Source organism: Ochrobactrum sp. XJ1, assembly GCF_024701725.1.
GTDB lineage: Bacteria > Pseudomonadota > Alphaproteobacteria > Rhizobiales > Rhizobiaceae > Brucella > Brucella anthropi.
The window spans coordinates 37,594-64,416 of record NZ_VDGD01000014.1 but is presented as its reverse complement, the minus strand read 5'-3'; the positions used below and the strand labels follow the sequence as shown (position 1 = coordinate 64,416).

The window sequence follows — 26,823 nt, the reverse complement described above, 5'->3', positions numbered from 1 at the left end:
TCCCACATTCTTTTAGCGAGGTGCGGTATCCAGTTGATGATTTGCGCGGTGGGCCTCGCTGAAGCCCATTCGAATAGGTCAAGCTGCTTCATGCTGCATGCCTCTCTGCGAAGCTTCGTTGTTGGGTGATAATCGCCGGGGTGAGTTCACCGGCCAGAAGCATTCGCCTCAAATATGATGTGACCGCTGGAGAAATTGAGACGCCGGAGCAAATTTCCGTCATCATGTGTTCAAGTTCTTCCTGCGAGGCCGGAACAGGTAAAGGCTGACACTGATTGTCCTCCTCTCCGTAGGCAGAAAGGAATTGCTCCTCTTCTATGCTAGCCTTTCCACGGTAGTGCTCTACGATATTGGGGTCATTCGTTGACCCCCTGTGGGGACAATTAATAACCCCCTCGTCATTTTCCGTGGGGTCATTCGTTGACCCCCTGTGAAGCTTGAGGGCCTTCTTCCTCCGATATTCCTCACGGGCCGCTGACGCATCTTCCTTGAGCTTCTCAGCTTTCGCTTGTATGTGCATTTTGACACGTTCGACATGGGGGTTGCAGACCTGATAAAGATCACAGCCGCTTGCCGTTGTGCCTTTCCTGACCAGATACCCCTGCTCTTCGAGAAGCTTTCGCGCTTTTCTCGCTGATAGCTTCGTCTTGATATTGGTCTTCGCCATGATTGTAATGCTTGAGGCATAGACCAACGTCGGCTTTAGCGATCTCTCATCCACCGAAATAAACGAGATTAGAACACCGATTACAGCTTCGCATGGCGCTGCACTCAACCGGGGGTCACCGCGAACCGTCTCCAGAAGTTCGAATTTGAAGGTGGCAATGCTTGACTTTGCTTTGGCCTTCGCCGTGGCATAGTCGAGAACTTCACCATCATGGGTGACGAACTCGCTCATGCCGCATCCTTCTGATCGCGAAGGGAAATACGATCATCGATCCACGCCTGAACCTCATCGGACACGAAGGCTTTCCGAATGCCGTCATCGCTTAGCGATACCGGCTTAGGGAACGCACCTTCCTTCACCTTCTTCCACAGCGTGGAACGGGAGAAGGAGGTAATAGAACATACTTCACGAATGCTGATTAACGTCTTGATGCTATTTACAGACTTGCTCATGACTTCACCGTTCTGGCAATCGATTAACTGCCTTCCAATATAGCGTAAAAGGGGCATGATCCCTACGTTGCAACCCGTTTTAAGGGGCGCTATCCACACTAATCACGTGCTATTTTGTTCACTTTGGGTTCACTTATCGTTCCAAATAGGCTATTCGCCCATTTTTCCAGCGCTTCCCGCTTCTCTGGCTCATACGTTGCGCGGTTATAGACGCCCGCGACACCGGACCTGAAACCGCTGATATGGTTCAGACAGGCTTCGACAATGTGCGGCATGACACCAAGATTTGACATTCCAGTCGCAACAGTGCGGCGTATGTCGTGAGGCGTCCATCGCTCGCCAGTGACTTGAAGCTTGAGCCTAACCGCCTGCGCTATGGCATTACTCTCAATTGGATTATCCACGCGGCTGAATAGGGCAGGGTCCTCCTCGTCCTTATCAGTATCCGCTATGGCTTTGGAAAGGATCGCCAGTGCCTGCTCAGACAGCGGGACCACATGCGTGTTTCCGTTCTTCGTACGGCTGCCTGGGATCGTCCATTTCTTCCCATCAAGATCAACTTCGCTGCGTTTGATCCCGCATACCTCGCCGGAGCGCTGCCCAGTCAAGAATAGCAGTTGGATGATGCTAACCGTATGCGGGCTGAGAGCGGCGTCAGGAAGCGCCTTTAGGATTGCCTTGATCTCTTCACCGGAAAGCACCCGGTCGCGTCTGACGGGCTTCGCTCGCGGTTTGATGCCTGATGCAGGAGAAGCTTCGAGATAGTCACCATCCACGGCCCAATTGAACATCTTTCGGATGACAGCCAGCAGATTGTTCGATTGCGCCCCTTTGCCCGCTTCGGCCTTGGCTTCGACAATATCGAGAATATCACGCTTCTTGACCGCCTCGGCTTTCATGCGCCCAATTTCAGGATAGACATCAGCCTTGAGAAGTTGCTCGTCCTGCTTCCACGTCTTCTTATTCCGCTGGGCGTACTTCTCGATATAAAGCGCGCCTAGCTCCTCGACCGTCATAGCGCCCCGTCTAGCGCGTTTCTGCTCGGCAGGGTCTTCGCCTTCGGAAACGCCGCTCATGGCCTTCAGCGCCTTCGCACGGGCGTTTTCTAAGTCCATCGCTGGATACCGGCCAAGCTTCACACGCTGCTTCGCGCTATCACTGTCTCGGGTATAGAGGAGGTTCCACGTCTTGGTGCCAGTCGGGGCCACCCGCAAGGTCAGGCCTTGAACAAGCGTATCGTGATAATCCGTCCGTACATCGACTTTTACCGTGTCGATGAAGCGAGTAGTCAGACGCACCTTAGCCATATTGAACCTACTGATGAAAATCTTCTGATTTCCATTTGGGTACCGTATGGGTACGGAAATGTCAAAACTCGCTGATACGCCATTGGACACTATAGAACAGAAATCCCCATGTTTTACGGGTATTTGCGATGTTTCATAGTGTGCATGATGTTCTAAGCTGTATGAGCGGAAGTCACTTTTAATCAGTAGGTCCAGGGTTCGAATCCCTGCGCGCTCACCACTTTCTCTTCAAATTAGTTCATTTCACCTTTGTCGTAGTGACTTTGCATTGCAAGAGTGCCATGAGCGATCATGACCTTGCGTAGAAGAATTGTTGGCGATCGGTCGGATACCGCCCTTTGGGTTGTATCGCTGACGCTTGTTATTCTTCTGCAAGGGCTGGTAACGGCATACGCGCAGGCTTCCATGGCGGCGTGGAGCGCTGGTCCCTCGTCCGTGATCTGTTCAGTCCACACGACGCAGGCAGATGCAAACGCTCCCCTGAAAGATCTCGCCAGACATTGCTGCTCGACCCTATGTCAGGCCGCATGTGCCATTGGGACAGGATTGCCAGAACAGCCGGTCACCGTGTCTTTCGATTCGATTGTTGCGAAAGACACGGTCGCTTTTCCTCTCGCGGTTCGCGCACCTCCTGATCAGTTTGTTACGGCTGCTCAAGCCAGAGGGCCTCCCGCTTTGCACGATCTTTGAAAACGACGCCGCCGCCCCGCGACGGCAATTTCATATCGTTTGGAGATATCGATGCAAAATCATGATTTTATCGCGGCAGCCAATGCTGGCTGCCCACGCACTGTGCTGTGCTTCTACTGTTTTTCAAGGAGGGTTCCATGACGGATACGCTTCTTGAAGGAAAAACTGGGGTACAAGCACGACCGAATACCGCTAGTTCTGCGAACTCCGGCTTCCAGGCCTTCATCACACGGCTTCATTTCTATGTCGGCCTGTTTGTTGGTCCCTTTATCTTGATCGCAGCTGTGACGGGCACGCTTTATGTGCTGACGCCCCAGCTTGAAAACTACATCTACCGCGACCAGTTGCGTACCGCATCGCTTGGAACCTTGCAGCCATTGGCGGATCAGGTGAAGGCGGCCGAAACCTTTATAGGCGAGGGCCCAAAACTTTTTGCTGTGAGGCCTTCAATTGCTCCCGGCTGGAATACACGGGTCATGTTCACCCAACCTGGATTGGGAGAATCTGAAAGCCGGGCAATCTTCATCGATCCCGTCACGCTGGCCGTAAAGGGCGACCTCGTTGCCTATGGCACAAGCGGGACCTTGCCGTTTCGCGCGGCGATCGACTACCTACACCGCAATCTGATGCTCGGGGATTTTGGGCGTTACTACAGTGAACTCGCTGCATCCTGGTTGTGGATCGCGTCTCTAGGCGGCACTCTGCTTTGGTGGTGGAATCGGAATATCCGGCGAAAACAAAAACAAACGAAAAATCTCCACCTGAAGACCCGTCGCTTTCACAGTCAGGTCGGTATCTGGATAGCTGTCGGTCTTTTGTTCCTTTCGGCAACCGGCATGACCTGGTCGCAATTGGCGGGGGAAAGGATTGATCAGTTCAGAGCGGCGGTTGGCTGGATTACGCCTTCAGTCTCGACAGTTCTGAATAAGGCGACAGAATCTAGCCAAGAGAGTGCGCATCAGGACCATGGCGGCATGCCGATGCCGTCCGGAACAGGGGATGCGCAGGATCATGTCGGACAGCTGGATAGTGTTTATCTGGCTGTACAACAGGCAGGACTCGATTCCCCGATGCTTGAAATCCGACTGCCCCGTTCATCGGATCAAGGCTGGCTGGTGCGTGAATATGACCGTTCCTGGCCGACACAAGTGGATACGATTGCTCTCGATCCCCAAAATATGGAGGTTATCAGCCGTGCTGACTTCGAGAGTTTTCCGCTTATCGCAAAATTGATCCGCTGGGGTATCGATCTCCATATGGGTGTCCTGTTCGGGGTCACTAATCAGATCGTGATGGCTGCGCTCGGCCTCTCGCTGATTGTGATGATTGTCTATGGCTATCGCATCTGGTGGCAGCGTCGCCCGCCTGCCGGATCAATGCCCAGAACGTTGATTGCAAGCTGGAGACGTCTCACTGCCGCGCAACAGATTGGGATCGCAATCGCTGCTGTATTTGTAGGTTGGACGCTGCCATTGGTCGGTATCAGTCTGATTGCATTCTTGCTGGTTGATTCCGTGCGCTGGTGGTTTGGCGGTCAAAAACCAGTCGTGCGCTAAATCAACAGGCTGGCGCCCGTCTTCCGGGCGCCAGCTCTGGCTTAATTATCAACTGGCCGGTCGTGGCGGCAATCCGGCACGGACGCGCATCTTTTCCAGAAGACTGGCGGCAATTGGCTCATAATTTTCATCGAAATGATGACCTCCGGCCAGTTTCATGACTTCCATCCCTTTGAGCTCGGCAGCTGTGCAGGCGGTATCATCTTCTTCTTCGCCATAGACGCAAACAACCCGATCAAGCGGGATTGTCGAGATAGCAGGAACGACATCTTTGTCGCCATCCATTCCGAGCCAGCCTTCAATCGAAACCTGGAAGGTCGTCGTCGTCTCGACACCGAGAAGCCCGATCATTTTCGTCCGGTCCTGTATGGAAGGGTCGAGATATTTCCAGGCAAAGGGGAATGTATCGGCGCCGAATGAGTAGCCCAGAACTGCAACCGGCAATTTGTTCGTCGGGTCGGCCTTCTTGATCATGGCCGTCGTGTCATTGGCTATTTCTTCCGGCGTTCGTTCCGACCAGAAATAGCGAAGCGAATCCACACCGATCACGTGAACGCCATGAGCCTGCAGCCATTCACCAATGGATTTGTCGAGATCTCGCCAGCCACCATCACCCGAATAGAAAACGGCAACCATATCGGCTTTGCCGCCTTTGGCGGGAAGATCGACGATAGGCAGGGCCTCGTTCTTGGCATCCTGATCCGCCATGGCGACGACATTGTCGACAGCCATTTTCATGCGAGCAGGAAATTCCGGAGCGGATTGAAGCACGGCAACATTTTCCTGGCGGGCTGTAACCGGATTGTTGACCGGCGATCCGCTGGGACCGACCACAAGGGCAGGGGCGGGAATTACCGCGTTGAAGCCATAGGTGAAGCCGCCATCGGGCGCCTTGGTCGCTTCGGCTTTCTCGGTGCAGGAAGGCAGACGGGTCTTGGCTGGGACCGGATCAAGCGATACGGCGCCTGCAATCGTCGCATCCGGAGAATCCGAGGCTGCGGCATATGCGATGGTAGCGCCTTGTCCAACGCCTGTCAGAACGGGATGAAAATAGACGCCCAAATCAAGTCCACGCAGAGCCTCCTTGGCGATGGCTTCGAAATCAGAGTCGAGATAGTTGCAATCGCCATCTTCCTTATCGAGTGCGGCGCGCCACGGGCCAAGCTCGACCGGCAGAACGATCATGTTCCGGGCAAGCATGGCGTCCATGAAGCTTTTCTCCCGGTCGCTCATACCTCCTTCGTCGCTTAGTAAAATCGCAAGGCCGACGGGGTCGTTCTTCGGCATGTAGACCGGAATATTGGACAGTCTTTCAGCACTGGCGTGGATGACCGGTTCATCGGAATCGGTGATTTTCGTCCAGAGTCGGGCGATCTTGCCTGTATGCATTGCGCCATACGCGCCCACCGCAGCCACCAACGCCAGTCCAAGAAAAATGAAGAGAACGCGTCTTTTCGTCATTTGCGGATGAACTCCAGAGGACTGCCATTGATGAGGGTTGTGGCATCGAGAAGCGCGCGCGGCGTTTCCAGGCCACCCGGGCAAACCATATAATGCGGGGTCCAGACCGGATCGAACTTTTCCTTGAAAGCTTTCAGTCCGTCAAAATGATAGAGATCGGCTCCACGCTTGTAGATGAAGGAGCCGAAACGATTCCAGCGGGACGCCAGCCTGCTACCGCTCAGGCCGGAAAGCGGGGCGGCACCAAGATTGAACCACTTGTAACCTTCTTCCTTGCTGGCCATCAGCAGTTTTGCAAACAGTGCGTCCATCAGAAGCTTGTGTACATTGGGCATGTAGCGCATGAGGTCGACGGTGATTTCATACTTGTCCGCGCCACGCCACATATTGGCGAAAGCCACAATTTCTCCGTCACTTTTCAGCACTGCGACGTCGAAGCGTTTCATGTATTCGTCATCGAAGTACCCCAGCGAGAAGCCTTTCTCGCTGCCCGACTTGAAATCGAGCCACGCATCGGAAATCTCGCGCAGGCGTGGAATGAGTGGCGGTACGTCGGCCGCCGGAATGATTTCAAACGTAAGGCCGTCCTTGTCGATCTTGCGGTCGGCATAGCGGAATGGCTGGCGACGCGGACCATCGAGCGAGAAATTGGTGAGGTCAACGCGGGCGACTTCGCCGAGCTTCAGGGCAATCAATCCCATATCCAGAAACAGGGGCAGGCTTTGCGGGCCGACACCGTAGAATACGGTTCGCAGGGCAAGCTCGTCGGCCAGTGCGTGAAATGACCATGCAAGCTCCTTAGCCGTCTGTTCCTGGCCTATGGGTTCTCCGAGCGCAATCAGGCTGCCACCTGATTGCGCATACATGATGAAGGCGCTCTTGTCTGGCGCAAGGAGGAATTGCTTGTCACCAAGCATTGCCAAAGCGGCATCCGTATGTGGCCATTGGGCGACGAGATCCGGCACGGCATCAGGTATGGAATAATCTACCTTGCGTTTGCGGTGACCAGCCCGGTTGATAATCGAGTAAAGGCCCACTGCAGCGACCACTGCGAAGACAAGGACAGTCGCACGCAAGAACCGGGGCGCATTGCCGTTCCATGCGAAATCCCACCAGAGGTCATTGGAATATTCCACGTGGCGATAGACGAAGAAGCCGAGCCATGTGGAGACAAGCACCGTCGTGCCGACGGTCGCGATCCAGTTCCAGCTTAAATCGAACGGTCCGGAAATCGGGCGGCGATAGAACGAATCCCGGAAGCCCCAAAGTGTGAATGCAGAAATGCAAAGGATGGTCGCCTCTTCCCAGTCAAGGCCTTTGGCGAGGGAAAAGACAGCGCCGCTGAGGAGGAGGATTAGTGCTGCGACCCACGCACGTGCAAGCCGCTTCGACAGACCGCGTGCAACGATCAGCAGCGCTACACCTACCAGACTGGCGGCAAGATGCGACATTTCCATGAAAGATTCAGGAACTATGTCGGAGAGCAATTTCACGCGGTAGCGAAGGTCTGGTGTCGCACCGGACACCAGAAGAATGATGCCGCCGAGAAAGATGATGCTGGCAGAAAGGCTCGGGATGAGTGGCTCGACCAGACGTTTGGCGAAGCGCGCCTGCTTGCCGAGCATATGGCGCCGCCGCATGATCTCCCATATGAGAATGCCTGCGGTCGCTACAACGAGCGGCATAACCGTATAGATAAGACGGTAGGCGAGAAGCCCCGCAATCGCATCCGGCTTCCCGCCTAGGCCGAGTCCAGCAATGATTGTCGCTTCAAATGCGCCTAGACCGCCCGGAGCATGACTGGCAATGCCCAGCACGATGGCGATGACATAGACCAGCGCGAAAACCGCAAAGCTTGGCACGGCGTCTGCAGGCATGAGCACATAGAGCGTAGCGGCAGCTGCGCCCACATCCACAAGCCCGGCAAAGATCTGGGTCAGAGCGCCTTTTGAGTTCGGCAGGCGCAGACTGAACGAACCCACCGTAAAACTACGCTGTCCATGCGACAGCCAGTAGATCAGCCAGCCGATGCCACCCAGAATGGCGATACCGGCGACGATATCGATTCGGGAATCGATGGCGGAAAGCCAGGGAACATCCTGCGGGTCGATGAGAAGCGCTGCACCGACCATGATGATCAGTGCGAACCAGATCGCGAACCATGATGTCCCGACAATCTTGCCGATATCGGCAAGGCTAACACCCTCCGCAGCATAGATGCGATAACGCAATGCGCCGCCGGTCAGCAGGGAAAACCCAAGCGCGTTGGAGATTGCGTAGCCGGCAGCACCTGCGACGGCAGCGATGCGGCGCGGTATCTGGTTGGGCGCAATCGTATCGACAGCCACCACATCGTAGAGTGCGACGGCTGCATAGCTCAGAACTGTGAAGAACACAGCTAAACCAAGTGTCGTCCACGAAATGTTGTGGAAGGCAGCGAGTGTTTCCGTGCGAGACGTATTCTGGAGCAGATTCTCCAGCACATAGATCGCCAGCAGCGCAATGGCGATGCCCGCTATCGGAAACAGAAAATGTTGGTATCGCTTGAGCCAGCCAGAATGTCTTGTCGACGTTGCAGGTGGTGTTGAAGGCACTTCATCATCAATAAGGCTCATAGGAACGTCGTCCGGTTGGAGCAATATATTATAAATCGCGCAATGATCTCGATTTAGGGCGAACTTGTGTTCGAGCGAGATGCCGCATTGAAAATATTCTAAGTAGAGCAGAATCTAGTCTATATAAGCCTGTGGTTTGGCCAGACCGCAAGCGATTTGATGAACTGAAAGAGGTATTGGTGCTCGATATTTCATATATGACCGCAGCCGGAGCCGGTGCACTGTCGTTCCTGTCGCCCTGTGTTCTCCCGCTCGTGCCGCCTTATCTGTGTTATATGGCGGGCGTGAGCGTAGAAGATTTTCGCGCAGATAAGGCGACAGCCGTTGCCGCCGCGCCTTCAGCGCGCCGCTCGTTGGCATTTGCGGCAATCTGTTTTGTTCTCGGTTTCACAACTGTTTTTGTGGCGCTCGGCGCTGGAGCTTCGTCCATCGGCGCCTTCCTGCGCGCGTGGCAGCAGGAGATCGCAATCGTTGCGGGCGTCGTCATCATATTGATGGGACTGAATTTTCTTGGCATCTTGCGTTTCTCGTTCCTGTCCCGCGAAGCTCGTTTTCAGGCACGCAACGCTCCGGCATCGCCGCTTGGAGCCTATGTCATGGGACTGGCATTCGCCTTCGGCTGGACGCCGTGCATCGGGCCAGTTCTTGGGCCGATTCTGACGCTTGCAGGCGGCAGCAGCACGGTTGGTGAGGGCGCGTTATTGCTGGCGACCTATTCGCTTGGCCTTGGCATTCCGTTTTTGATCGCCGCCCTTTTTTCCGGCGCATTCATGCGGTTTCTTTCACGTTTCCGCGTGCATCTCGGCAAGGTGGAGAAAGCAATGGGCGCGCTTCTGGTCGCTGCAGGTGTCCTGTTCCTGACCGGAGGCATGCAATCCTTCTCGTTCTGGCTGCTTGAGAATTTCCCCGCGCTGGGGCGGTTGGGTTAAAGGTTTGGCAGCAGCCCGTAAGTTTTCATAGACGCTTTGATGTTAAGAGCGAAAATCATCTCAATTTTCTGGACGATACCATGACAGACCGTACCTGCCTTTCCATCGTACTTGCTGCTGGCGAAGGCACACGCATGAAATCCAACTTGCCCAAAGTACTGCATCAGGTGGCAGGCTTGCCGCTGGTCTCTCACGTGGTCACGGCGGTTCAGGGGACCGGAAAGAGCGACATTGCGCTGGTGGTCGGGCGTGGCGCCGACGATGTGCGGGCGGCAGTGGAAAAGAACGCAGGCCCGGTGTCGGCCTTCGAACAGAAGGAGCGTCTCGGCACGGCGCATGCCGTCCTGGCAGCGCGCGAAGCGATCGAACGCGGCTATGACGATTTGCTCATCGTTTTTGGCGACACGCCACTGATCGAGGCGCAATCTCTGCAGAAAGCTCGCGAACGACTGGCCGAGAGTGCAGACGTTGTCGTTATCGGTTTTCGCCCAGACGATCCACATGGCTACGGTCGCCTCATCGAGAAGGACGACAAACTTGTCGCCATCATTGAGGAAAAGGAAGCAACCGAAGAGCAGAAACAGATCGGATTCTGCAACGGCGGACTGATGGCAGTTCGCGGTCAACACGCCCTGACGCTTTTGGATGCGGTGGGCAATGACAACGCCAAGGGCGAATATTACCTGACCGATATCGTCGCCATCGCCCATGGCAAGGGCATGAACGTGACGGCCATCGAAGTGCCGGTCGATAATGTCATCGGCATCAACAATCGTGTTGAACTGGCCGAAGCCGAAGCCATCTGGCAGCAGCGCAAACGTCGCGAGATGATGCTTGCAGGTGTAACGCTTATTGCACCTGAAACTGTTTTCTTTTCGCATGATACGCTGATCGAAGCCGACGTCATTGTTGAGCCGAACGTGTTTTTTGGTCCTCGCGTGCATGTCGCGACGGGAGCTCTGATCCATTCCTTCTCGCATATGGAAGGTGCTGACGTTGGGCCGAAGGCCGAAATCGGGCCGTTTGCGCGGCTGCGCCCGGGTGCAAATCTCGGTGAGAAAACCAAGGTCGGCAATTTTTGCGAAGTGAAAAATGCCACCGTGCACAAAGGCGCGAAGATCAATCACCTAACCTATATCGGCGATGCGACTGTGGGAGCCTCCAGCAATATCGGTGCTGGCACGATCACCTGCAATTACGACGGCTACAACAAATACAAGACGGTGATCGGCGAAAACGCGTTTATCGGGTCGAACAGCTCACTGGTCGCGCCGGTGGAAATCGGCGACAATGCTTATATTGCCTCAGGCAGCACGATTACCGACAATGTCCCTGCCGATGCGCTGGCTTTCGGTCGTGCCCGGCAGGAAACAAAAGAGGGGCGGGCGAAGATCCTGCGAGAGAAGTACGCTGCCATCAAAGCGGCTAAAACTGCGACCAAATAAGTCGTCCAATTGTTTAACCGAACGGCAATCCTCTGGGTTGCCGTTCTGCGTTAGAATCTTTAAACCGCAAAGCAACACGCTTGAACGTCGGATTTGGAGCAGCCTATGTGTGGAATTATCGGCATCATCGGAAATAACGAAGTCGCTCCGCTTCTTGTGGATGCACTGAAGCGGCTTGAATATCGCGGCTATGATTCTGCCGGTATTGCCACACTACAGAACGGCAAGCTCGACCGTCGCCGTGCCGAAGGCAAGCTGGTGAATTTGGAAAAGCGCCTGGCCGGAGAGCCGCTTCCCGGCGTTATTGGTATCGGCCATACCCGTTGGGCTACGCACGGCAAGCCAGTGGAGCGCAACGCCCATCCGCACATTACCGAGCGCCTCGCGGTCGTCCATAACGGGATCATCGAGAACTTCGCCGAGCTTCGCACCATGCTTGAGGCCGAAGGCTACAAGTTCCAGACGGAAACCGATACCGAAGCTGTTGCCCATCTGGTCACCCGTGAACTGGCAAAAGGCAAGTCTCCGGTTGAAGCTGTGCGCGACAGCCTGCCGATGCTGCATGGTGCCTTCGCACTCGCTTTCCTGTTTGAGGGTGACGAAGAACTCTTGATCGGAGCGCGCCAGGGGCCGCCACTCGCCGTTGGTTACGGTGAGGGCGAAATGTTCCTCGGTTCCGACGCTATCGCACTTTCGCCTTTCACGGATACCATCGCCTATCTCGAAGATGGCGACTGGGCCGTGCTGACGCGCAAGGGTGTGACCGTTTACGACGAAAACAACAACGAAGTTGAGCGTCCGATTCAGAAGACTCAGACGGCGAATATGCTCGTCTCCAAGGGCAATCATCGTCACTTCATGCAGAAAGAGATGTTCGAGCAGCCGGAAGTCATTTCCCATACGCTCGCCAATTATCTCGACTTCACGACGGGCAAGGTTCGTCAGGAAGCCATTGATATCGATTTCAGCAAGATCGATCGCCTGACGATTTCTGCCTGCGGTACGGCCTACTACGCGGCTTCGGTTGGCAAATACTGGTTCGAGCAGATCGCGCGACTGCCAGTCGACAGCGATATCGCTTCCGAATTCCGCTATCGCGAAATGCCTCTCTCGAAGGATTCGCTGGCGATGTTCGTGTCGCAGTCGGGCGAAACAGCTGATACGCTGGCGTCGCTACGCTACTGCAAGTCGCAAGGATTGAAGATCGCAGCTGTCGTGAATGTCACCGGCTCGACCATTGCGCGTGAATCTGATGCTGTTTTCCCGACGCTTGCGGGCCCAGAAATTGGCGTTGCTTCTACCAAGGCCTTTACCTGCCAGCTTTCGGCCATGGCATCGCTGGTAATTGCGGCTGCAAAATCGCGTGGCGCAATCGATGACAAGCGGGAACAGGAACTCGTACGCCAGCTTTCCGAGGCGCCGCGTTTCATCAACCAGGTTCTGAAGCTTGAAGACCAGATCGCTGCGGTCTGCCATGAACTGGCCAAGGTCAATCATGTGCTTTATCTCGGTCGTGGCACGTCTTTCCCACTGGCCATGGAAGGCGCGCTGAAGCTCAAGGAAATTTCTTATATCCACGCTGAAGGCTATGCCGCCGGCGAGTTGAAGCACGGCCCGATTGCGCTGATCGATGAAACCATGCCGGTTATCGTCATCGCGCCGTCTGATCGGCTCTATGAGAAGACCGTTTCCAACATGCAGGAAGTTGCAGCACGTGGCGGTCGCATCATTCTCATCACCGACAAGAAGGGTGCCGAGGCAGCAAGCATCGACACGATGGCAACCATCATTCTGCCGGATGTGCCGGAATTTATCACGCCGCTCGTCTATGCGCTGCCGATCCAGATGCTGGCTTATCATACAGCCGTTCTGATGGGGACGGATGTCGATCAGCCACGCAATCTCGCAAAGTCGGTAACTGTCGAGTAAAATCAGCTTATTATAGCAAAATCTTGATAAGTTAATAGAAATGGCGGCTGATGGCCGCCATTTTGCTATCCTGCTCTCAGGAGCCTGATCGCTTCGTCGCGCCCGAAAAGATATAGCAACACGCGCAGTGCTTGTCCGCGTTCGGCTTCCAGATCTGGATCGCTTGTCAGAATATAGCGCGCATCCTTGCGGGCTATTTCCAGAAGATCACCATGCGCTTCGATGGAGGCCAAGCGGAAGCCTGGGGTGCCGGATTGCCGCGTGCCGAGCAATTCGCCTTCGCCACGCAGTTTCAAATCTTCTTCCGCGATACGAAAACCGTCTTCGGTCTCGCGCATGACCTTCAGTCGGGCTTGTGCGATTTCGCCCAGCGGGCCTTTGTAAAGCAGCAAGCACGTTGACGGTTTGTCGCCGCGCCCCACGCGACCGCGCAACTGGTGCAGTTGCGACAGGCCGAAACGTTCGGCATGTTCGATAACAATGATCGTCGCATCGGGGACATCTACGCCGACTTCGATCACAGTGGTCGCGACCAGTACCCGCGTTTCGCTCTGCTTGAATGCCCGCATGGCTTCGTCTTTTTCAGCCCCGTTCATGCGGCCATGGATGAGACCGATGCGATCCCCAAAGACGGGTTTGAGGCTCTCGAAACGTTCCTCTGCCGAAGTCAGTTCAACGACTTCGGATTCCTCAACGAGCGGGCAAATCCAGTAGATTTTCTGTCCTTCTGCCACAGCTTTTCGGATGCGCTCGACAAGTTCACTCATACGCTCCATTGGCACGATGGCGGTCGTAATGGGCTGGCGTCCGGCAGGCTTCTCGGTCAGTTTCGACACGTCCATATCGCCAAAGGCGGTGAGGACGAGGGTGCGCGGAATAGGTGTAGCCGTCATGACCAGCATATCCGGTGCAGAACCCTTTGCGGTCAGCATCAGGCGTTGGTGCACGCCAAAACGATGCTGTTCATCGATGATGACCAGAACGAGGTCGTGATACTCGACCTTTTCCTGAAACAGCGCGTGTGTACCGATGACGATATCGATTTCACCAGTTTTCAATCCTTCGAGAACTGCATTCCTGTCACGGCCCTTTTCGCGACCGGTCAGAAGGGCGGCTTTCAGTCCCGCTTTCTCCGCAAGCGGCGCGATGGTTGCAAAATGCTGACGGGCGAGAACTTCCGTCGGCGCCATGAGTGCTGACTGTCCACCAGATTCTGCGGCGTGGGCCATGGAAAGCAATCCAACGACCGTCTTGCCGGAGCCGACATCGCCCTGCAAAAGCCGCAACATGCGCTCCGGCGACTTAAGATCTGTGATGATTTCGCGAGCAGCCTGATCCTGCCCCTTGGTCAAGCGATAGGGCAGGTGGCGCATGATTTCGGCGACGATGCGCCCTGTACCTTCCAGAGGACGACCGGAAAGCCGCCGTGTTTTCGCGCGAACAAGGGCGAGTGCCAATTGTCCGGCCAGAAACTCGTCATATGCAAGCCTGCGCCGCGAAATGCTTTCAAGCGCGATATCCGACGGGTCTTCAGGCAGGTGAAGCGTGTTCAGCGATTGCTGGAAACTGATGAAGCGCTCCCGCGCCAGCAACGGGCCGTCGATCCATTCCGGCAGCGGAGGCACGCGGGTCAGTGCTTCCTTGACGGCGCGCGCCAATGTCTTTGGCGACAGACCCGCGGTCAGCGGATAGACCGGTTCGACCATCGGCAGATTGGCTGCATCTTCCAGGCTCGCAATATAGTCCGGGTGGACCATGGAGGCGCGACCGTTGAACCATTCCACCTTGCCCGAGACGATGACAGTCTCACCTTCAGGCAGCATTTTTTGCAGCCAAGGCAATTGCGCATGGAAGAAGGTCAGCGCGATTTCGCCGGTGTCGTCATGAGCGAAGACGCGATGCGGAACATTGCCACGCCCGGGTGGTGCAGGCTGATGCTGGTCTACGATGACTTCCAGCGTCACGATTGCGCCTTCCTGAGCAAGCGCGATACCAGGCCGATTGCGTCGGTCGATCACGCTGTGCGGTGCCAGAAACAGGAGCTGACCGACCTTGGGCTCCGCGCCCGGTATGTCGGTGCCAAGCAGTTTGCCAAGCAGGGCGGCAACCTTCGGGCCAATGCCGGAAAGCGAACGAACGGAAGCAAAAAATGGATCGAGCATGGATGGGCGCATGGGCTTGAGCATTAACTGCTTCGTCCTGCGGTGCAAGGGCGGTGCGCAATCTTTCTGTGCTCTTTTTGTTCTTGTTGGATAAACGGGTTCCCGTTTGCGGCGCAGATGCTATATACCAGCAGCAATTTGAATGATTGGAGCTTACCGAGGATGACTGGCAGCACATTGGCGACGGAAAATCTGGATGTACGGCGCCGCAAGCTTCTGTTTCGGGCGTGGCATCGCGGTATGCGCGAGATGGATTTGATCCTCGGGCAATATGCGGATGAATATATTATCGGCTTCACCGATCCGCAGCTCGAGGAGTTCGAGCATATTCTTGAAGTGCTTGACCGCGATCTTCTGAAATGGGTGACGGGTGAAAGCCCGATCCCGATCGATTACGACACGCCTCTGTTCCGCGATATTGTCGCGTTTCGCGACCGCATAGAATTCTGAGTTCAAGGTTCCCATGCCCGTTTTCAGCAAACTAGGTCTCAAGTCCTCCAGCGCGCTCGGGGCAAATCGTCATATCGTGATCGACGGCGTTGCCGACGGTTACGAGGCGTTCTGTCTTATTCGTCTGGCGGAAGAGATCGGCGAACGCGGGCCGATTATGTATATCGTGCGCGACGGGCAGCGCATTGCCGATCTGGAGCAGGTCTTGAGTTTCGTGGCGCCGGATATGCCGGTTCTGCATCTGCCTGCATGGGATTGTTTGCCTTATGACCGCGTATCGCCCGGCGCAGACGCATCGGCACGTCGGCTCGCCGCACTCAGTGCGCTGTCCCAGCTTAAAAAGGCACCGCATCCTGCCATCATTCTCACCACAGCCAATGCCGTTCTGCAAAAGCTGCCGCCGGAAGCGGCGATAGCCGAACAGGTGATTTCGGCGCGTCCCGGCAACCAGCTGGATATGAACGATCTGGCATCCCGGCTGGAGCGCAACGGTTTCGAACGTGTTTCCACCGTGCGCGACATCGGCGAGTTTGCCGTTCGTGGTGGTATTCTCGATCTTTATGCACCCGGCGCGGAAGAGCCGTTGCGGCTTGATTTCTTCGGCGACACACTGGAATCGATCCGCGCTTTCGATCCGGCTTCGCAGCGTACCACGGGCACACGCAAGGAATTCGTGCTCCAGCCGATGAGCGAAATCACGCTTTCGCCGGACATGATCAGCCGTTTCCGCAAGAATTACGTCGCGATGTTCGGTGCGCCGCAGCGCGATGACGCGCTTTATCAGGCGATCAGTGAAGGTCGTCGCTTTGCGGGCATGGAACATTGGCTGCCGCTTTTCTACGACAAGCTTGATACCGTCTTCGACCATGCGGGCAATATGCCGGTGGTTTTCGATCATCTGGTGCATGAAGCGCTGACCGAGCGCCACACAATGGTTGTCGATCACTACGAAGCGCGGCTGAGACAGGCGGAGGGCAAGGAGCCGGGCAGTGATGCCGTGCCTTACAAGCCGGTCAAGCCGGAAGCGCTTTATTTAACCCCGTCAGAGGTCGAGAAGCACGCTGAGGCCGGAGGTATGCGCATCGACCTGACGCCATTCGGTGCGCCGGAGGTTACGGGGCGGACGATTATTCATGCCGATGTGCACAAGGGCCGCAGCTTTGCCGAGGAGCGCGCGGCCACCGACGTGAACCTGTTCGAAGCGGTGGTGAAGCATATTGCCGAACTGCGTGCAGCGGGCAAGAAAGTGCTGGTTGCTGCCTGGACTGAAGGTTCTCTCGACCGTCTTTTGCAGGTCCTGGATGAACATGGGCTGGAAAAGATCGAGTCGGTTGACCGGCTTTCTACCGTCAAGGCGCTGTCACGCGACAAGGTGACGGCGGCGGTGCTGGCCGTCGAGAGCGGATTCGACGCGGGCGATCTCGTCATCGTGGCTGAGCAGGATATTCTGGGCGACCGTCTTATCCGCCGTTCCAAGCGCCGCAAGCGCGATCAGGATTTCATCTCGGAAGTTGCCTCGCTAAACGCTGGCGATATCGTCGTCCATGTCGATCACGGTATCGGTCGCTTCATTGGCCTCAAGACCATTACCGCCGCTGGCGCTCCGCATGACTGTCTTGAAATCCATTATGCGGGTGATGACCGGCTGTTTCTGCCGGTTGAAAATATCGAACTGCTCTCGCGTTATGGTTCGGAGGGCTCCGATGCGGTTCTCGACAAGCTTGGCGGTGGCGCGTGGCAGATGCGCAAGGCCAAGCTCAAGAAACGCCTGCTTGAGATTGCCGGGCATCTGATCCAGATCGCTGCCGAACGGCAGATGCGCGGTGCGCCGGTGATGACGCCGCCAGATGGTCTCTATGCCGAATTTTCTGCTCGCTTCCCCTATGATGAAACCGACGACCAGCTGACGGCAATCGAGTCCGTGGCGGACGATCTGGCTGCTGGCAAGCCGATGGATCGCCTGATCTGTGGTGATGTCGGCTTCGGCAAGACGGAAGTAGCCCTGCGTGCTGCCTTCATTGCGGCGATGAGTGGCGTTCAAGTGGCGATAGTCGTGCCGACAACGCTCCTGTCGCGCCAGCATTTCAAGACCTTCTCGAAGCGCTTCCATGGCCTGCCGATCAATCTTGCCCATGCCTCGCGTCTTGTCGGCACGAAGGAGCTTGCTGCTGCCAAGAAAGGGCTGGAAGAAGGAACTGTCGATATTGTCGTCGGCACGCATGCGCTGCTCGGCAACTCGATCAAGTTCAAGAATCTCGGTCTGCTCATCATCGATGAAGAGCAGCATTTCGGCGTCAAGCACAAGGAGCGGCTGAAGGAACTGAAGTCGGACGTGCATGTGCTGACATTGTCCGCCACGCCGATCCCGCGCACTTTGCAGCTTGCGCTGACCGGTGTGCGAGAACTCTCGCTCATTACTACGCCTCCCGTCGATCGTATGGCGGTGCGCACCTTCGTCTCACCGTTCGATCCGCTCGTCATTCGCGAGACGCTTTTGCGCGAACGCTATCGTGGCGGCCAGAGTTTCTACGTCTGCCCGCGCATTTCCGATCTTGGCGAGATAGAGGAGTTCCTGAAAACGCACGTGCCCGAACTGAAAGTGGCCGTGGCCCACGGTCAGATGGCGCCGGGCGTACTCGATGACATCATGAACGCTTTCTATGACGGCCAGTATGATGTGCTTCTGTCCACGACCATTGTGGAATCCGGTCTCGATATTCCGACGGCTAACACGATGATCGTGCACCGTGCCGATATGTTCGGTCTGGCACAGCTCTACCAGCTGCGCGGTCGTGTTGGTCGCTCGAAGCAGCGCGCTTTCGCGCTGTTCACACTTCCGGCAGGTAAGATGCTGACGCAGATGGCGGAACGTCGCCTTAAGGTTCTGCAGTCGCTCGACACGCTGGGCGCAGGCTTCCAGCTTGCCAGCCACGATATGGATATTCGCGGGGCAGGCAATCTGCTCGGCGAGGAGCAATCGGGCCATATCAAGGAAGTTGGCTTCGAACTTTACCAGCAGATGCTGGAAGAGGCGGTGGCCACGCTCAAGGGTGTGGGCGAAGTCGAAGATAGCCAGTGGTCGCCACAGATTGCCATCGGCACGGCTGTGATGATCCCCGAAGCCTATGTGCCTGACTTGCAACTGCGTCTTGGCCTTTATCGCCGTCTGGCCGATCTGGAAGAGCCGCAGGATATAGATGCTTTCGGTGCGGAACTCATTGACCGTTTTGGTCCGATGCCGGATGAAGTGCAGCATCTGCTCAAGATCGTTTACATCAAGGCGCTCTGCCGCCGCGCGAATGTCGAGAAACTCGATGCCGGTCCGAAGGGCGTGGTCATCCAGTTCCGTCATGCGACGTTCAACAACCCGGTCGGTCTGGTGAAAATGATCGGCGAGCAAGGGTCCATGGCCAAGATCAGGCCGGATCAGAGCATCGTTTTCATCCGCGACTGGCCGACACCCGAGAAACGCCTCAACGGTTCTGCCGTCATCATGACCCAACTGGCGAAGATCGCGGCGGGTTAACCCGCCGCTTCGCGTCTTTTAGCGATCTTCAGAAATCCCCGGCTCAAAGCCTTCAGCCGTCTGGCGAATAGCGTCAGCAAGGACATCTGCCGTCTGAGCGCCCATGACGGCATATTTCTGATCGATGATGAAGCATGGTACGCCGCGCACGCCGATGCGGCTGGCGGTATCGATCTCCTCACGAATCGTTGCCTTGTCTGCCTCACTTTGCAGGAGCCGGGCGACCACTTCGGCATCCATGCCGACGCTTGCCGCAGCATCAACCAGCACTTCGTGGTCGCCGATATCCTGTCCCTGCTCGAAATAGAGCGAGAACAACATGCCGACCATCCGGTCCTGCGTATCGGGTGCAGCCTGTGCTGCCCAATGGATGACGCGATGTGCGTCCAGAGTATTTGGCGCTCGGGCGATGGCATCGAAATCGAAGACAATGCCGTTTTCCTCACCAAGCTGGGTCAGCTGCTTGTGGATGTCATCAATCTTTCCGCCGGTGCCGAATTTCTCGCGCATGTAGGTCTGGCGATCCTTTCCCTGCGGAGGCAGGGTAGGGTCGAGCTGAAAGGGACGCCAGCGCACTTCCGCCTCCACATCCGGCACCATGGCAAGTGCCGCCTCAAGGCGCTTGCGCCCCAGAAAGCACCAAGGGCAGACGACGTCGGACACGACATCGATAGTTATCTTTCTGGTGGCCATGGCAATGTCTCCATACGAGAACCAGAGGCGTGGCCTCCGGTTGAATACTCATCATATATTGGGTGCATGTAGGGCGAATTACATCAACGTTAAAGCCCGATCATGGCTTTGAGCGCCACCAAGTCGGTAGTTGATAGCCATAGAGCGAAGTCTTCTTCGGATGCTCGATGCGATCCCAGCGCGCTACCCACTGATAGGGCAGGTGGTAAAGCGGAATGTAGTAATCCCCGGAGATAAGCACACGATCGAGCGCGCGGACCGCACTCACGAAATCGGCGCGGCTTCTTGCAGCCAGCAGTGCTTCAATCATCGCATCTACTGCCGGATCGGCAACACCCGGATAGTTGAAACTTCCCTGAACGTCACGTGAGGCTGCGCCCCAGCGCATCCATTGTTCGTTGCCGGGCGAAAGCGATCCGGTCAGCGCCCCGAGAATCATGTCGTAGTCGAATGTCTGGAGGCGTTGCTGATACTGGGCATCGTCCACCGTGCGTATTTCGATTGTGATGCCCAGTCGTGCGAGATTGCGCTTGTAAGCCAACGCGACTTTTTCCTCGTCGGGCGAGCGCGTCATGATCTCAAATTTAAGCGGCTTGCCAGAGGGATCAACGGCGAGGCCGTGTTCAAACTGAAAACCCGCGTCAGTCAGGAGATCATAGGCTTTCTTTGCAGGCGTGCGGTCATGACCGCTACCGTCTGTTACCGGCGGATGCCATGTACCATTCATGACATCGTCGCGAACGGCTTCGGGGAATGGTTTCAGCAACTGCTTCTCGCGGTCATCGGCAGGCTTGCCGACGGAGGAAAGCTCCGATCCTTCCCAAAAACTCTGCGTGCGGCGGTACTGATCGGCGAAAAGGTTGCGGTTAGCCCATTCGAAGTCGAAGAGCAGTCCCAGAGCCTGCCGGACACGACGGTCGGCGAAAATCAGACGGCGCGTGTTGAACACGAAGCCGAACATGTTGGCTGGCGTGCCTTTCTCAAAGCTGTCCTTGATGACACGGCCCTGTTTTACAGCCGGGAAATCATAAAGCTTCTCCCATCGAGTCGGGTTTGCCTCGATGAAAACATCCAGCAGCCCCTTCTTGAAAGACTCAAACAGGGACGTCTCGTTTCGGTAATATTCAATCGTCAACGTATCGAAGTTGTTGAGACCGCGCTGCGACGGCAGATCCTTGCCCCAATAGTCAGGGTTGCGCTTGTAGATAATACGCTGGCCGGGCTGCACGCCGGAAACGAGATACGGGCCGCTGCCGACAGGCGGTTTCAGGGATGAATTGCCAAAGGTTTCGCGATCAATGGCGTGCTTTGGCAGCACCGGCATCGATGAGGCAATCAGCATCGGAAATTCGCGATCCGACTTGTCGTTGAAGGTGAAGCGAACAGAGCGCTCCCCCGTCTTTTCGATCTTCTCGACCCGACTCATCCGGTTGTTGTAGGGAGGGCGTCCCTTTTCCGTCAGGATATCGTAGGTGAAGAGAACGTCATCTACCGTCACCGGCTGGTCGTCCGACCATTTCGCTTTCGGGTTCAGGGTGAATTCGACCCATTTGCGGTCCGGGTCAACCGCAACCTTTTCAGCAAGCAGGCCGTAAAGGGTAAAGGGTTCGTCCCGCGAGCGCTGCATGAGCGTTTCGTAAACCAGATTTCCGAGGTCGACATCCCCGAACAGGCCGCGCGCTGTCGTACGCATGCTTTTCAGAACAAATGGGTTGAGACTGTCGAAAGTGCCGACAACGCCCATTGTGATGGCGCCGCCCTTCGGGGCGTCGGCATTTGCATAGGGGAAATGGGTGAAGTCAGCCGGCAGCGCCACATCTCCATGCATGGAGAGCGCATAGTCCGGCTGTGCTTCGGCTATCGCCTGCGCCGGCAGCACGCCGACGACAGCTCCGGTAAGGCTCGCAAGAACCACTTTGCGGAGAAAGGCAATCAATCCGTTCAACTTCAATCGTCCATTGTAAATAAGTTTGATGGTCGGCGCCGGGAGGCGTCGATTCGGAACCGAAAACTAGCATGATCGTACATTAAGTGCGGAATTAGGGCGTGTCCGTCACGCGACAGTAGGGGCTAAAATAAAGATTTTGGCGGATTCCGGGCATGGAATGTCGAAACTCATCTGGATTCATACCCCTAGTCGTTGTAACACGGCTCCGGATTGGGGCCCGCAAGGGTCCGGATGGGGGCTAAAATCCCCAAGGTCACGCTGTTGCCGCATTTTAAAACCAGTGACGGTCTATCGCTGACTTATAATACAGAACGGGAACTATAGATCAGAGCGTTGAAAGGAACCTGTTGATCATGTCCAGCACTAAGACAATCGCTGCCGCATCTGCCATTGCTGGCGCGTTCGCCCTGCTTGCCTCCGCGACGATGCCTGCATCGGCACAGCAGCCGCCACAGGGCTGGTTCAAGGTTTGCTCGAAGCAGGAAGACAATGACATCTGCAACACGCAGAACATCGTCACCGCGGATTCTGGCCAGCTCCTGACTGCCGTCAACCTCATCGAGATCAAAGGCAAGATCAACCGCAAGATCTTTCAGGTGACCGTTCCTATTGGTCGTCTGATTCCTGCCGGCGTCGGCCTCCAGATCGACAACAACAAGCCGGTCAAGCTTGAATACGGCATCTGCTTCCCGGATCGCTGCATCGCAGAAGCTCCGCTGACCGACGATCTCATTAATGCGCTCAAGAAGGGCGGCAAGCTAACCCTGACTTCGGTCAACTATCAGAACAAGCCGAACCCGATTCCGGTTGCACTCACCGGCTTCTCTGGCGCTCTGACCGGCCCGGCTCTCAAGCAGTCGGAACTGGAAGAACGCCAGAAGGAACTTCAGGACGCCGTCCAGAAGCGCCAGAAGGATTTCGAAGCCAAGATGAAGGCTGAACAGGACAAGGCAAAAGGCGCAGCGAACTAAATTGCTGTCTGTCCAGTGTGTTATGAAAAAGGGGCGCTTTGAGCGCCCCTTTTTTGAACCATCACTTTAGAAGATAGTGCTATATTAGTTAGAATGTTGCGACTTTACGCGATAGGAACCATTGTCCTGTCGATCAAACATCTCCTCGATCTGAGGATGGCGCAAAGGCTCGCCGCTTAAATCCGGCACCAGGTTCTGCTCCGATACATAGGCGACATATTCGGATTCCGCGTTTTCCGCGAGCAGATGGTAAAACGGCTGGTCGCGATGCGGGCGCGCTTCTTCCGGAATGGACTCATACCATTCCTCCGTATTTGCAAATTCGGGGTCTACGTCAAAGATAACCCCGCGGAAGGGGAATAGCCGGTGCTTGACGACCTGACCGATCTGAAATTTCGCGTGCTTTATCTGTGTCATACCCATGCAACACTATGTAGTTCACCGCGTGACAAATTAAAGTCGGCGGCAACCGGCAATTCTGTCTGTTCGATGTCTCGGATGGTCCGAAAATCAAGTTAGCTGGAACGTTTGCCGTCGCTTCGGTGTGGAAGGCTTGGCAGTTTCGGTAGCAGATGCGAGAAACCGCTGCCAGGACGAAGCCCCTCACGCATGAAGAATGCGCGTAGCGGTGCGAATGAGCGAAGCATTTCCAATCCCACTCCACGCGCGATCTGCGCCGGAAGCATGCCGGAGAGAAGCGAACGATTGAGCGCATCGACAGAGCCGGTGCGGGCTAGAATATCCGGACGTCTTGCGCGGTCATAGGCGCGAATGACCCGATCTGAGCCCGGGTCGACAGGATCGCTTTCGATAGCCTTGACCAGCGTTTCGACATCGCGGGAACCCAGATTGAGGCCTTGTGCGCCAATCGGTGGAAACACATGCGCGGCTTCACCAATCAGGATCGTGCGCTTGGCTGCAAAGACATGGGGCACGAGGCCGGAAAGGGGCCAGGCTTGCGGCTTGATCTCGAGGTTAATCTTGCCCAGCATGGACTGCATCATGTCTTCGATGCGCTGAGCGAGCGTGGCTTCGTCAAGCGCAAGCAGTGCTTCGGCGCGACCGGGATTGACCACCCAGACGAGGCTTGAGCGTTTGCCTTTCAACGGCACTTGAGTGAAAGGGCCTTCTTCGGTGTGGAACTCCGACGAAATATTCTCGTGGTCGACGCTATGCGAGAAGGAAAGCACGACGGCTGTTTGCGGATAGCTCCAGCGGCGTGTGCGGATGCCTGCCGCTTCGCGGGCCATCGAATTGCGCCCGTCGGCAGCCACGACCAGCCGCGTATGCAATGTGTCGCCACCCGAAAGCGTGATGGTTACGTGGTCACCATTGTGGCGGTACTCGATGACGGAGGCATTGATGCGCTGGATATTCGGATTGCGGGAAACGGCTTCAGCCAGCTTCTCGTTCAAAACGGCATTGGGGATATTGTAGCCGAACGCAGTCTCATCGATTTCGCCCGCACGGAAGGTGACGACAGGGCTTCTCACGAGGCGCCGCGTTGCGTCGACAATGCGCATGGAAGCGAGGGGGGCTGCTTCCGGCTCGATATCCGACCAGACGCCCAGTCCCTCCAGTAGTCTGATGGCGGGCATCATGAGTGCGGTGGTGCGGCGGTCACCCTTATCGGTCTCCGGTCCAAGCAACACGGTGCGATAGCCTTTTGCGCCAAGCGCCAGCGCTGCCATCATCCCGGCAGGCCCGCTGCCGCTGATGACAATGTCAGTGAGAGGCTTGTTCACAACAAGATCGTTCATCGTGTTTCATCCCTGGTCCGACAGTGCAGACCTCGTGACCGTTCGCTATGCATATCGCATTGTCTGATGATTCCAGACGGATGCGTTTGAGCTGCACTTAAACCGAATTGCAGGCAAAAGACCATTCTTCCGTGGGATTATGGCGGATTTGCCTCACGCCTTACTTGCTCTTTTGTGCTTATTCAGGGAAAGCTGCTTGCAGGATCATGGCTTTTCCTGGGGGAGAAGCTATTCAACGATCTTGAGGGTTGGGGACGTCAGTTTGTTTGGTGTACGCGTTCCCCGTTTGATGAAATTTACTCGCTGCCTTAGAGCGCCGTGCGTCCTTGCGGACGCACAAAGGACGCTCTAACTTGTTGAATCTACGCATCGTGCTTTTCAAAAAGCGATTCCGATTTTTGAGCCGATGCGGGGAATGTCTTGGGCGGGATATGCGCGGCGACAAACTGAAATGGCGGACGGCGTGAAAACCAAACTGACCGGAAAACTCAAAGCCAAAAAAGTCACCGCGCCGCAAGCCAAGGCGTTTTCGGTTCATCTTCTGACGGCATCGGGTTCGTTTCTGGCGTTCCTTTCCATCGTGGCGGCCAGTGATGGGCGCTATACGGCGATGTGGTGGTGGCTGGGGCTGGCGCTTTTCGTCGACGGCATCGATGGCCCCATCGCGCGCAAGCTTGAAGTCAAATATGTTCTGCCGAACTGGTCTGGCGAGCTTCTCGACAACATCATCGACTATGTCACCTATGTTCTGATACCGGCTTTCGCGCTTTATCAAAGCGGGTTTATGGGGACTTATCTGTCCTTCATATCCGGCGCGATCATCGTGGTTTCGAGCGCGATCTATTATGCCGATACCGGCATGAAGACGAAGGAGAACTTCTTCAAGGGGTTCCCGGTCGTCTGGAACATGGTGGTCTTTACGCTTTTCATCGTCAAACCGGGCGAGTGGGTCGCTTTCGCAACCGTTGTCGTATCGGCAATCCTGTCGTTCCTGCCGATCAATTTCCTGCATCCAGTGCGCGTTGTGCGCCTGCGACCGCTTAATCTGACGGTTTTCCTGCTCTGGTGTGCCTTTGGCGCGGCTGCGCTCTATTATACTCTGGACGCGCCGCTGTGGGTTCGCGTCGGTATTTCCGTGACGGGCCTCTACATCTACTTCATCGGCGCTGTCATGCAGTTTTTCCCAGGATTGGGACGGACTGCGACCGTCATCGCGGCTGAGAAAGCCGCTGCCGCAAAGAAGAGTGGAGAAGCATGATGATCAATGCCATTCGCGTCCATCAGACCGGTGGGCCGGAAGTCATGAAGTATGAACAGATCGAGATAGGCGAACCCGGTCCGGGCGAGGCAAAAGTGCGCCATGAAGCCGTCGGTCTGAACTTCATCGACGTTTATTTCCGCACCGGGCTTTACAAGGCAGCCCAGATGCCTTTCACGCCCGGCAATGAAGGCGCGGGCACAGTCATTGCTGTCGGTCCGGGTGTTAAGGGTGTTCGTGTCGGTGACCGTGTTGCCTATGTGGCGACACCGGGCTCCTATGCAGACGAGCGCATTCTGCCAGCGGACCGGCTGGTCAAGGTTCCGGATAATGTCGATCTGAAAACCGCCGCCTCCATGATGCTGAAAGGCATGACGGCGCAATATCTTCTGCGGCGTACATTCAAGGTGGAGCCGGGGCAGACGATCCTGTTTCATGCCGCTGCTGGCGGTGTAGGCTTGATTGCCGGACAATGGGCGAAGCATCTTGGCGCCACCGTCATCGGTACGGCGGGATCGGAAGAAAAGATCGCGCTGGCCAGAAAGCATGGCTACGACCATGTCATCAATTACCGCACCGAGAACTTTGCCGAAAAGGTGAAGGAACTGACGGGCGGAGCGGGTGTCGACGTTGTCTATGATTCTGTTGGGCGCGATACCTATATGGGCTCGCTCGACGTGTTGAAGCCGCTTGGCATGTTTGCCTGCTTTGGCCAGTCATCGGGTGTCATTCCGCCGTTTGATCTCGGCATTCTGGCGCAGAAGGGTTCGCTCTTTGCCACGCGTCCTACGCTGTTCAATTATATCGCCAAGCGGGCGGACCTCGAAAAGACGGCAGCAGAGCTTTTCGACGTGGTCGGAAGCAGAGCCGTCAAGATCGAGATCAACCAGACCTATGCGCTCAAGGATGCGGGCAAGGCGCATGAGGATCTGGAAGCCCGCAAGACGACGGGAACCACCATTCTGCTTCCATGATCGGGCTGATGATTGCAGCAGTGTGTATAT

At 56.0% G+C, this 26,823-nt stretch carries 19 protein-coding genes; 9 read left to right on the top strand and 10 right to left on the bottom strand.

What is annotated here, in order from left to right:
* Positions 1-88: 88 nt before the first annotated feature.
* From FG152_RS22350 to FG152_RS22340, 3 genes are all read right to left on the bottom strand, one after another.
* Positions 89-898 carry a hypothetical protein gene (locus FG152_RS22350; RefSeq protein ID WP_498988455.1) on the bottom strand — a complete coding sequence of 270 codons (810 nt, stop codon included), beginning with the start codon at positions 896-898 and terminating at the stop codon, positions 89-91.
* The gene (locus FG152_RS22345; protein WP_498988453.1) at positions 895-1,119 is read right to left on the bottom strand and encodes a helix-turn-helix transcriptional regulator; all 225 of its coding nucleotides are present in this window, start codon (positions 1,117-1,119) and stop codon (positions 895-897) included. The genes FG152_RS22350 and FG152_RS22345 overlap by 4 nt, the downstream gene beginning before the upstream one ends.
* A gap of 98 nt (positions 1,120-1,217) precedes the next feature.
* A complete protein-coding gene (locus FG152_RS22340; RefSeq protein ID WP_498988450.1) occupies positions 1,218-2,516 on the bottom strand; it encodes a tyrosine-type recombinase/integrase in 1,299 nt (432 codons plus the stop codon).
* Positions 2,517-3,253: 737 nt separating this feature from the next.
* Here FG152_RS22340 and FG152_RS22335 point away from each other — a divergent pair.
* Positions 3,254-4,672, top strand: a complete 1,419-nt coding sequence (locus tag FG152_RS22335; protein WP_010658846.1) for a PepSY-associated TM helix domain-containing protein — start codon at positions 3,254-3,256, stop codon at positions 4,670-4,672.
* 48 nt (positions 4,673-4,720) lie between these two features.
* On the opposite strand, the gene FG152_RS22330 is transcribed toward FG152_RS22335, so the two are convergent.
* Positions 4,721-6,133, bottom strand: a complete 1,413-nt coding sequence (locus tag FG152_RS22330; protein ID WP_012093032.1) for a virulence factor family protein — start codon at positions 6,131-6,133, stop codon at positions 4,721-4,723.
* A complete protein-coding gene (gene mprF / locus FG152_RS22325; protein WP_029375960.1) occupies positions 6,130-8,748 on the bottom strand; it encodes a bifunctional lysylphosphatidylglycerol flippase/synthetase MprF in 2,619 nt (872 codons plus the stop codon). Before mprF ends, FG152_RS22330 begins: the two co-directional genes overlap by 4 nt.
* Before the next feature lie 179 nt (positions 8,749-8,927).
* Between mprF and FG152_RS22320 the strand changes: the two genes are divergently transcribed.
* The 3 genes from FG152_RS22320 to glmS all read left to right on the top strand — a co-directional run bounded on the left by FG152_RS22320 (position 8,928) and on the right by glmS (position 13,051).
* Positions 8,928-9,677, top strand: coding sequence for a cytochrome c biogenesis CcdA family protein (locus tag FG152_RS22320; RefSeq protein ID WP_012093029.1), 750 nt, complete (start codon positions 8,928-8,930; stop codon positions 9,675-9,677).
* 80 nt (positions 9,678-9,757) lie between these two features.
* A complete protein-coding gene (gene glmU / locus FG152_RS22315) occupies positions 9,758-11,122 on the top strand; it encodes a bifunctional UDP-N-acetylglucosamine diphosphorylase/glucosamine-1-phosphate N-acetyltransferase GlmU (RefSeq protein WP_010658842.1) in 1,365 nt (454 codons plus the stop codon).
* Positions 11,123-11,227: 105 nt separating this feature from the next.
* Positions 11,228-13,051 carry a glutamine--fructose-6-phosphate transaminase (isomerizing) gene (gene glmS / locus FG152_RS22310; RefSeq protein ID WP_010658841.1) on the top strand — a complete coding sequence of 608 codons (1,824 nt, stop codon included), beginning with the start codon at positions 11,228-11,230 and terminating at the stop codon, positions 13,049-13,051.
* 65 nt (positions 13,052-13,116) lie between these two features.
* On the opposite strand, the gene recG is transcribed toward glmS, so the two are convergent.
* Positions 13,117-15,237 (bottom strand): ATP-dependent DNA helicase RecG, encoded by a 2,121-nt coding sequence (gene recG, locus FG152_RS22305; protein ID WP_029375959.1) that lies wholly within the window; start codon positions 15,235-15,237, stop codon positions 13,117-13,119.
* Between the two features lie 138 nt (positions 15,238-15,375).
* Between recG and FG152_RS22300 the strand changes: the two genes are divergently transcribed.
* The gene (locus tag FG152_RS22300; RefSeq protein WP_010658839.1) at positions 15,376-15,663 is read left to right on the top strand and encodes an FAD assembly factor SdhE; all 288 of its coding nucleotides are present in this window, start codon (positions 15,376-15,378) and stop codon (positions 15,661-15,663) included.
* Between the two features lie 13 nt (positions 15,664-15,676).
* Positions 15,677-19,189 carry a transcription-repair coupling factor gene (gene mfd, locus FG152_RS22295; protein ID WP_036581048.1) on the top strand — a complete coding sequence of 1,171 codons (3,513 nt, stop codon included), beginning with the start codon at positions 15,677-15,679 and terminating at the stop codon, positions 19,187-19,189.
* A gap of 18 nt (positions 19,190-19,207) precedes the next feature.
* Here mfd and FG152_RS22290 read toward each other — a convergent pair whose 3' ends face one another.
* Positions 19,208-19,882 (bottom strand): DsbA family oxidoreductase, encoded by a 675-nt coding sequence (locus FG152_RS22290; RefSeq protein ID WP_029927370.1) that lies wholly within the window; start codon positions 19,880-19,882, stop codon positions 19,208-19,210.
* A gap of 100 nt (positions 19,883-19,982) precedes the next feature.
* On the bottom strand, positions 19,983-21,710 hold the full coding sequence (locus FG152_RS22285; protein ID WP_226622803.1) for an extracellular solute-binding protein: 1,728 nt from the start codon (positions 21,708-21,710) through the stop codon (positions 19,983-19,985).
* A 473-nt stretch (positions 21,711-22,183) separates the two neighbouring features.
* Here FG152_RS22285 and FG152_RS22280 point away from each other — a divergent pair, with 473 nt between their 5' ends.
* Positions 22,184-22,801: an invasion associated locus B family protein gene (locus tag FG152_RS22280; protein ID WP_010658835.1), complete on the top strand. Its 618-nt coding sequence runs from the start codon at positions 22,184-22,186 to the stop codon at positions 22,799-22,801.
* 84 nt (positions 22,802-22,885) lie between these two features.
* Here FG152_RS22280 and hspQ read toward each other — a convergent pair whose 3' ends face one another.
* Together hspQ and FG152_RS22270 are read right to left on the bottom strand one after the other, a co-directional pair.
* Positions 22,886-23,224 (bottom strand): heat shock protein HspQ, encoded by a 339-nt coding sequence (gene hspQ, locus FG152_RS22275; RefSeq protein ID WP_010658834.1) that lies wholly within the window; start codon positions 23,222-23,224, stop codon positions 22,886-22,888.
* Positions 23,225-23,316: 92 nt separating this feature from the next.
* A complete protein-coding gene (locus tag FG152_RS22270) occupies positions 23,317-24,561 on the bottom strand; it encodes a UbiH/UbiF family hydroxylase (RefSeq protein ID WP_010658833.1) in 1,245 nt (414 codons plus the stop codon).
* A gap of 451 nt (positions 24,562-25,012) precedes the next feature.
* Between FG152_RS22270 and pcsA the strand changes: the two genes are divergently transcribed.
* Both pcsA and FG152_RS22260 read left to right on the top strand, forming a co-directional pair.
* Positions 25,013-25,819 (top strand): phosphatidylcholine synthase, encoded by an 807-nt coding sequence (pcsA, locus tag FG152_RS22265; RefSeq protein ID WP_029375958.1) that lies wholly within the window; start codon positions 25,013-25,015, stop codon positions 25,817-25,819.
* The gene (locus tag FG152_RS22260; RefSeq protein ID WP_010658831.1) at positions 25,819-26,793 is read left to right on the top strand and encodes a quinone oxidoreductase family protein; all 975 of its coding nucleotides are present in this window, start codon (positions 25,819-25,821) and stop codon (positions 26,791-26,793) included. Before pcsA ends, FG152_RS22260 begins: the two co-directional genes overlap by 1 nt.
* Positions 26,794-26,823: the final 30 nt, after the last annotated feature.

Excerpts from the sequence above, each read along its gene's own strand:
- FG152_RS22350 (WP_498988455.1), bottom strand. The coding sequence starts at position 898 with ATGAGCGAGTTCGTCACCCATGATGGTGAAGTTCTCGACTATGCCACG.
- FG152_RS22345 (WP_498988453.1), bottom strand. The coding sequence starts at position 1,119 with ATGAGCAAGTCTGTAAATAGCATCAAGACGTTAATCAGCATTCGTGAA.
- FG152_RS22335 (WP_010658846.1), top strand. The coding sequence starts at position 3,254 with ATGACGGATACGCTTCTTGAAGGAAAAACTGGGGTACAAGCACGACCG.
- FG152_RS22330 (WP_012093032.1), bottom strand. The coding sequence starts at position 6,133 with ATGACGAAAAGACGCGTTCTCTTCATTTTTCTTGGACTGGCGTTGGTG.
- mprF (WP_029375960.1), bottom strand. The coding sequence starts at position 8,748 with ATGAGCCTTATTGATGATGAAGTGCCTTCAACACCACCTGCAACGTCG.
- glmU (WP_010658842.1), top strand. The coding sequence starts at position 9,758 with ATGACAGACCGTACCTGCCTTTCCATCGTACTTGCTGCTGGCGAAGGC.
- glmS (WP_010658841.1), top strand. The coding sequence starts at position 11,228 with ATGTGTGGAATTATCGGCATCATCGGAAATAACGAAGTCGCTCCGCTT.
- recG (WP_029375959.1), bottom strand. The coding sequence starts at position 15,237 with ATGCTCAAGCCCATGCGCCCATCCATGCTCGATCCATTTTTTGCTTCC.
- FG152_RS22300 (WP_010658839.1), top strand. The coding sequence starts at position 15,376 with ATGACTGGCAGCACATTGGCGACGGAAAATCTGGATGTACGGCGCCGC.
- mfd (WP_036581048.1), top strand. The coding sequence starts at position 15,677 with ATGCCCGTTTTCAGCAAACTAGGTCTCAAGTCCTCCAGCGCGCTCGGG.
- FG152_RS22290 (WP_029927370.1), bottom strand. The coding sequence starts at position 19,882 with ATGGCCACCAGAAAGATAACTATCGATGTCGTGTCCGACGTCGTCTGC.
- FG152_RS22285 (WP_226622803.1), bottom strand. The coding sequence starts at position 21,710 with ATGCATGGAGATGTGGCGCTGCCGGCTGACTTCACCCATTTCCCCTAT.
- FG152_RS22280 (WP_010658835.1), top strand. The coding sequence starts at position 22,184 with ATGTCCAGCACTAAGACAATCGCTGCCGCATCTGCCATTGCTGGCGCG.
- hspQ (WP_010658834.1), bottom strand. The coding sequence starts at position 23,224 with ATGGGTATGACACAGATAAAGCACGCGAAATTTCAGATCGGTCAGGTC.
- FG152_RS22270 (WP_010658833.1), bottom strand. The coding sequence starts at position 24,561 with ATGAACGATCTTGTTGTGAACAAGCCTCTCACTGACATTGTCATCAGC.
- pcsA (WP_029375958.1), top strand. The coding sequence starts at position 25,013 with ATGGCGGACGGCGTGAAAACCAAACTGACCGGAAAACTCAAAGCCAAA.
- FG152_RS22260 (WP_010658831.1), top strand. The coding sequence starts at position 25,819 with ATGATCAATGCCATTCGCGTCCATCAGACCGGTGGGCCGGAAGTCATG.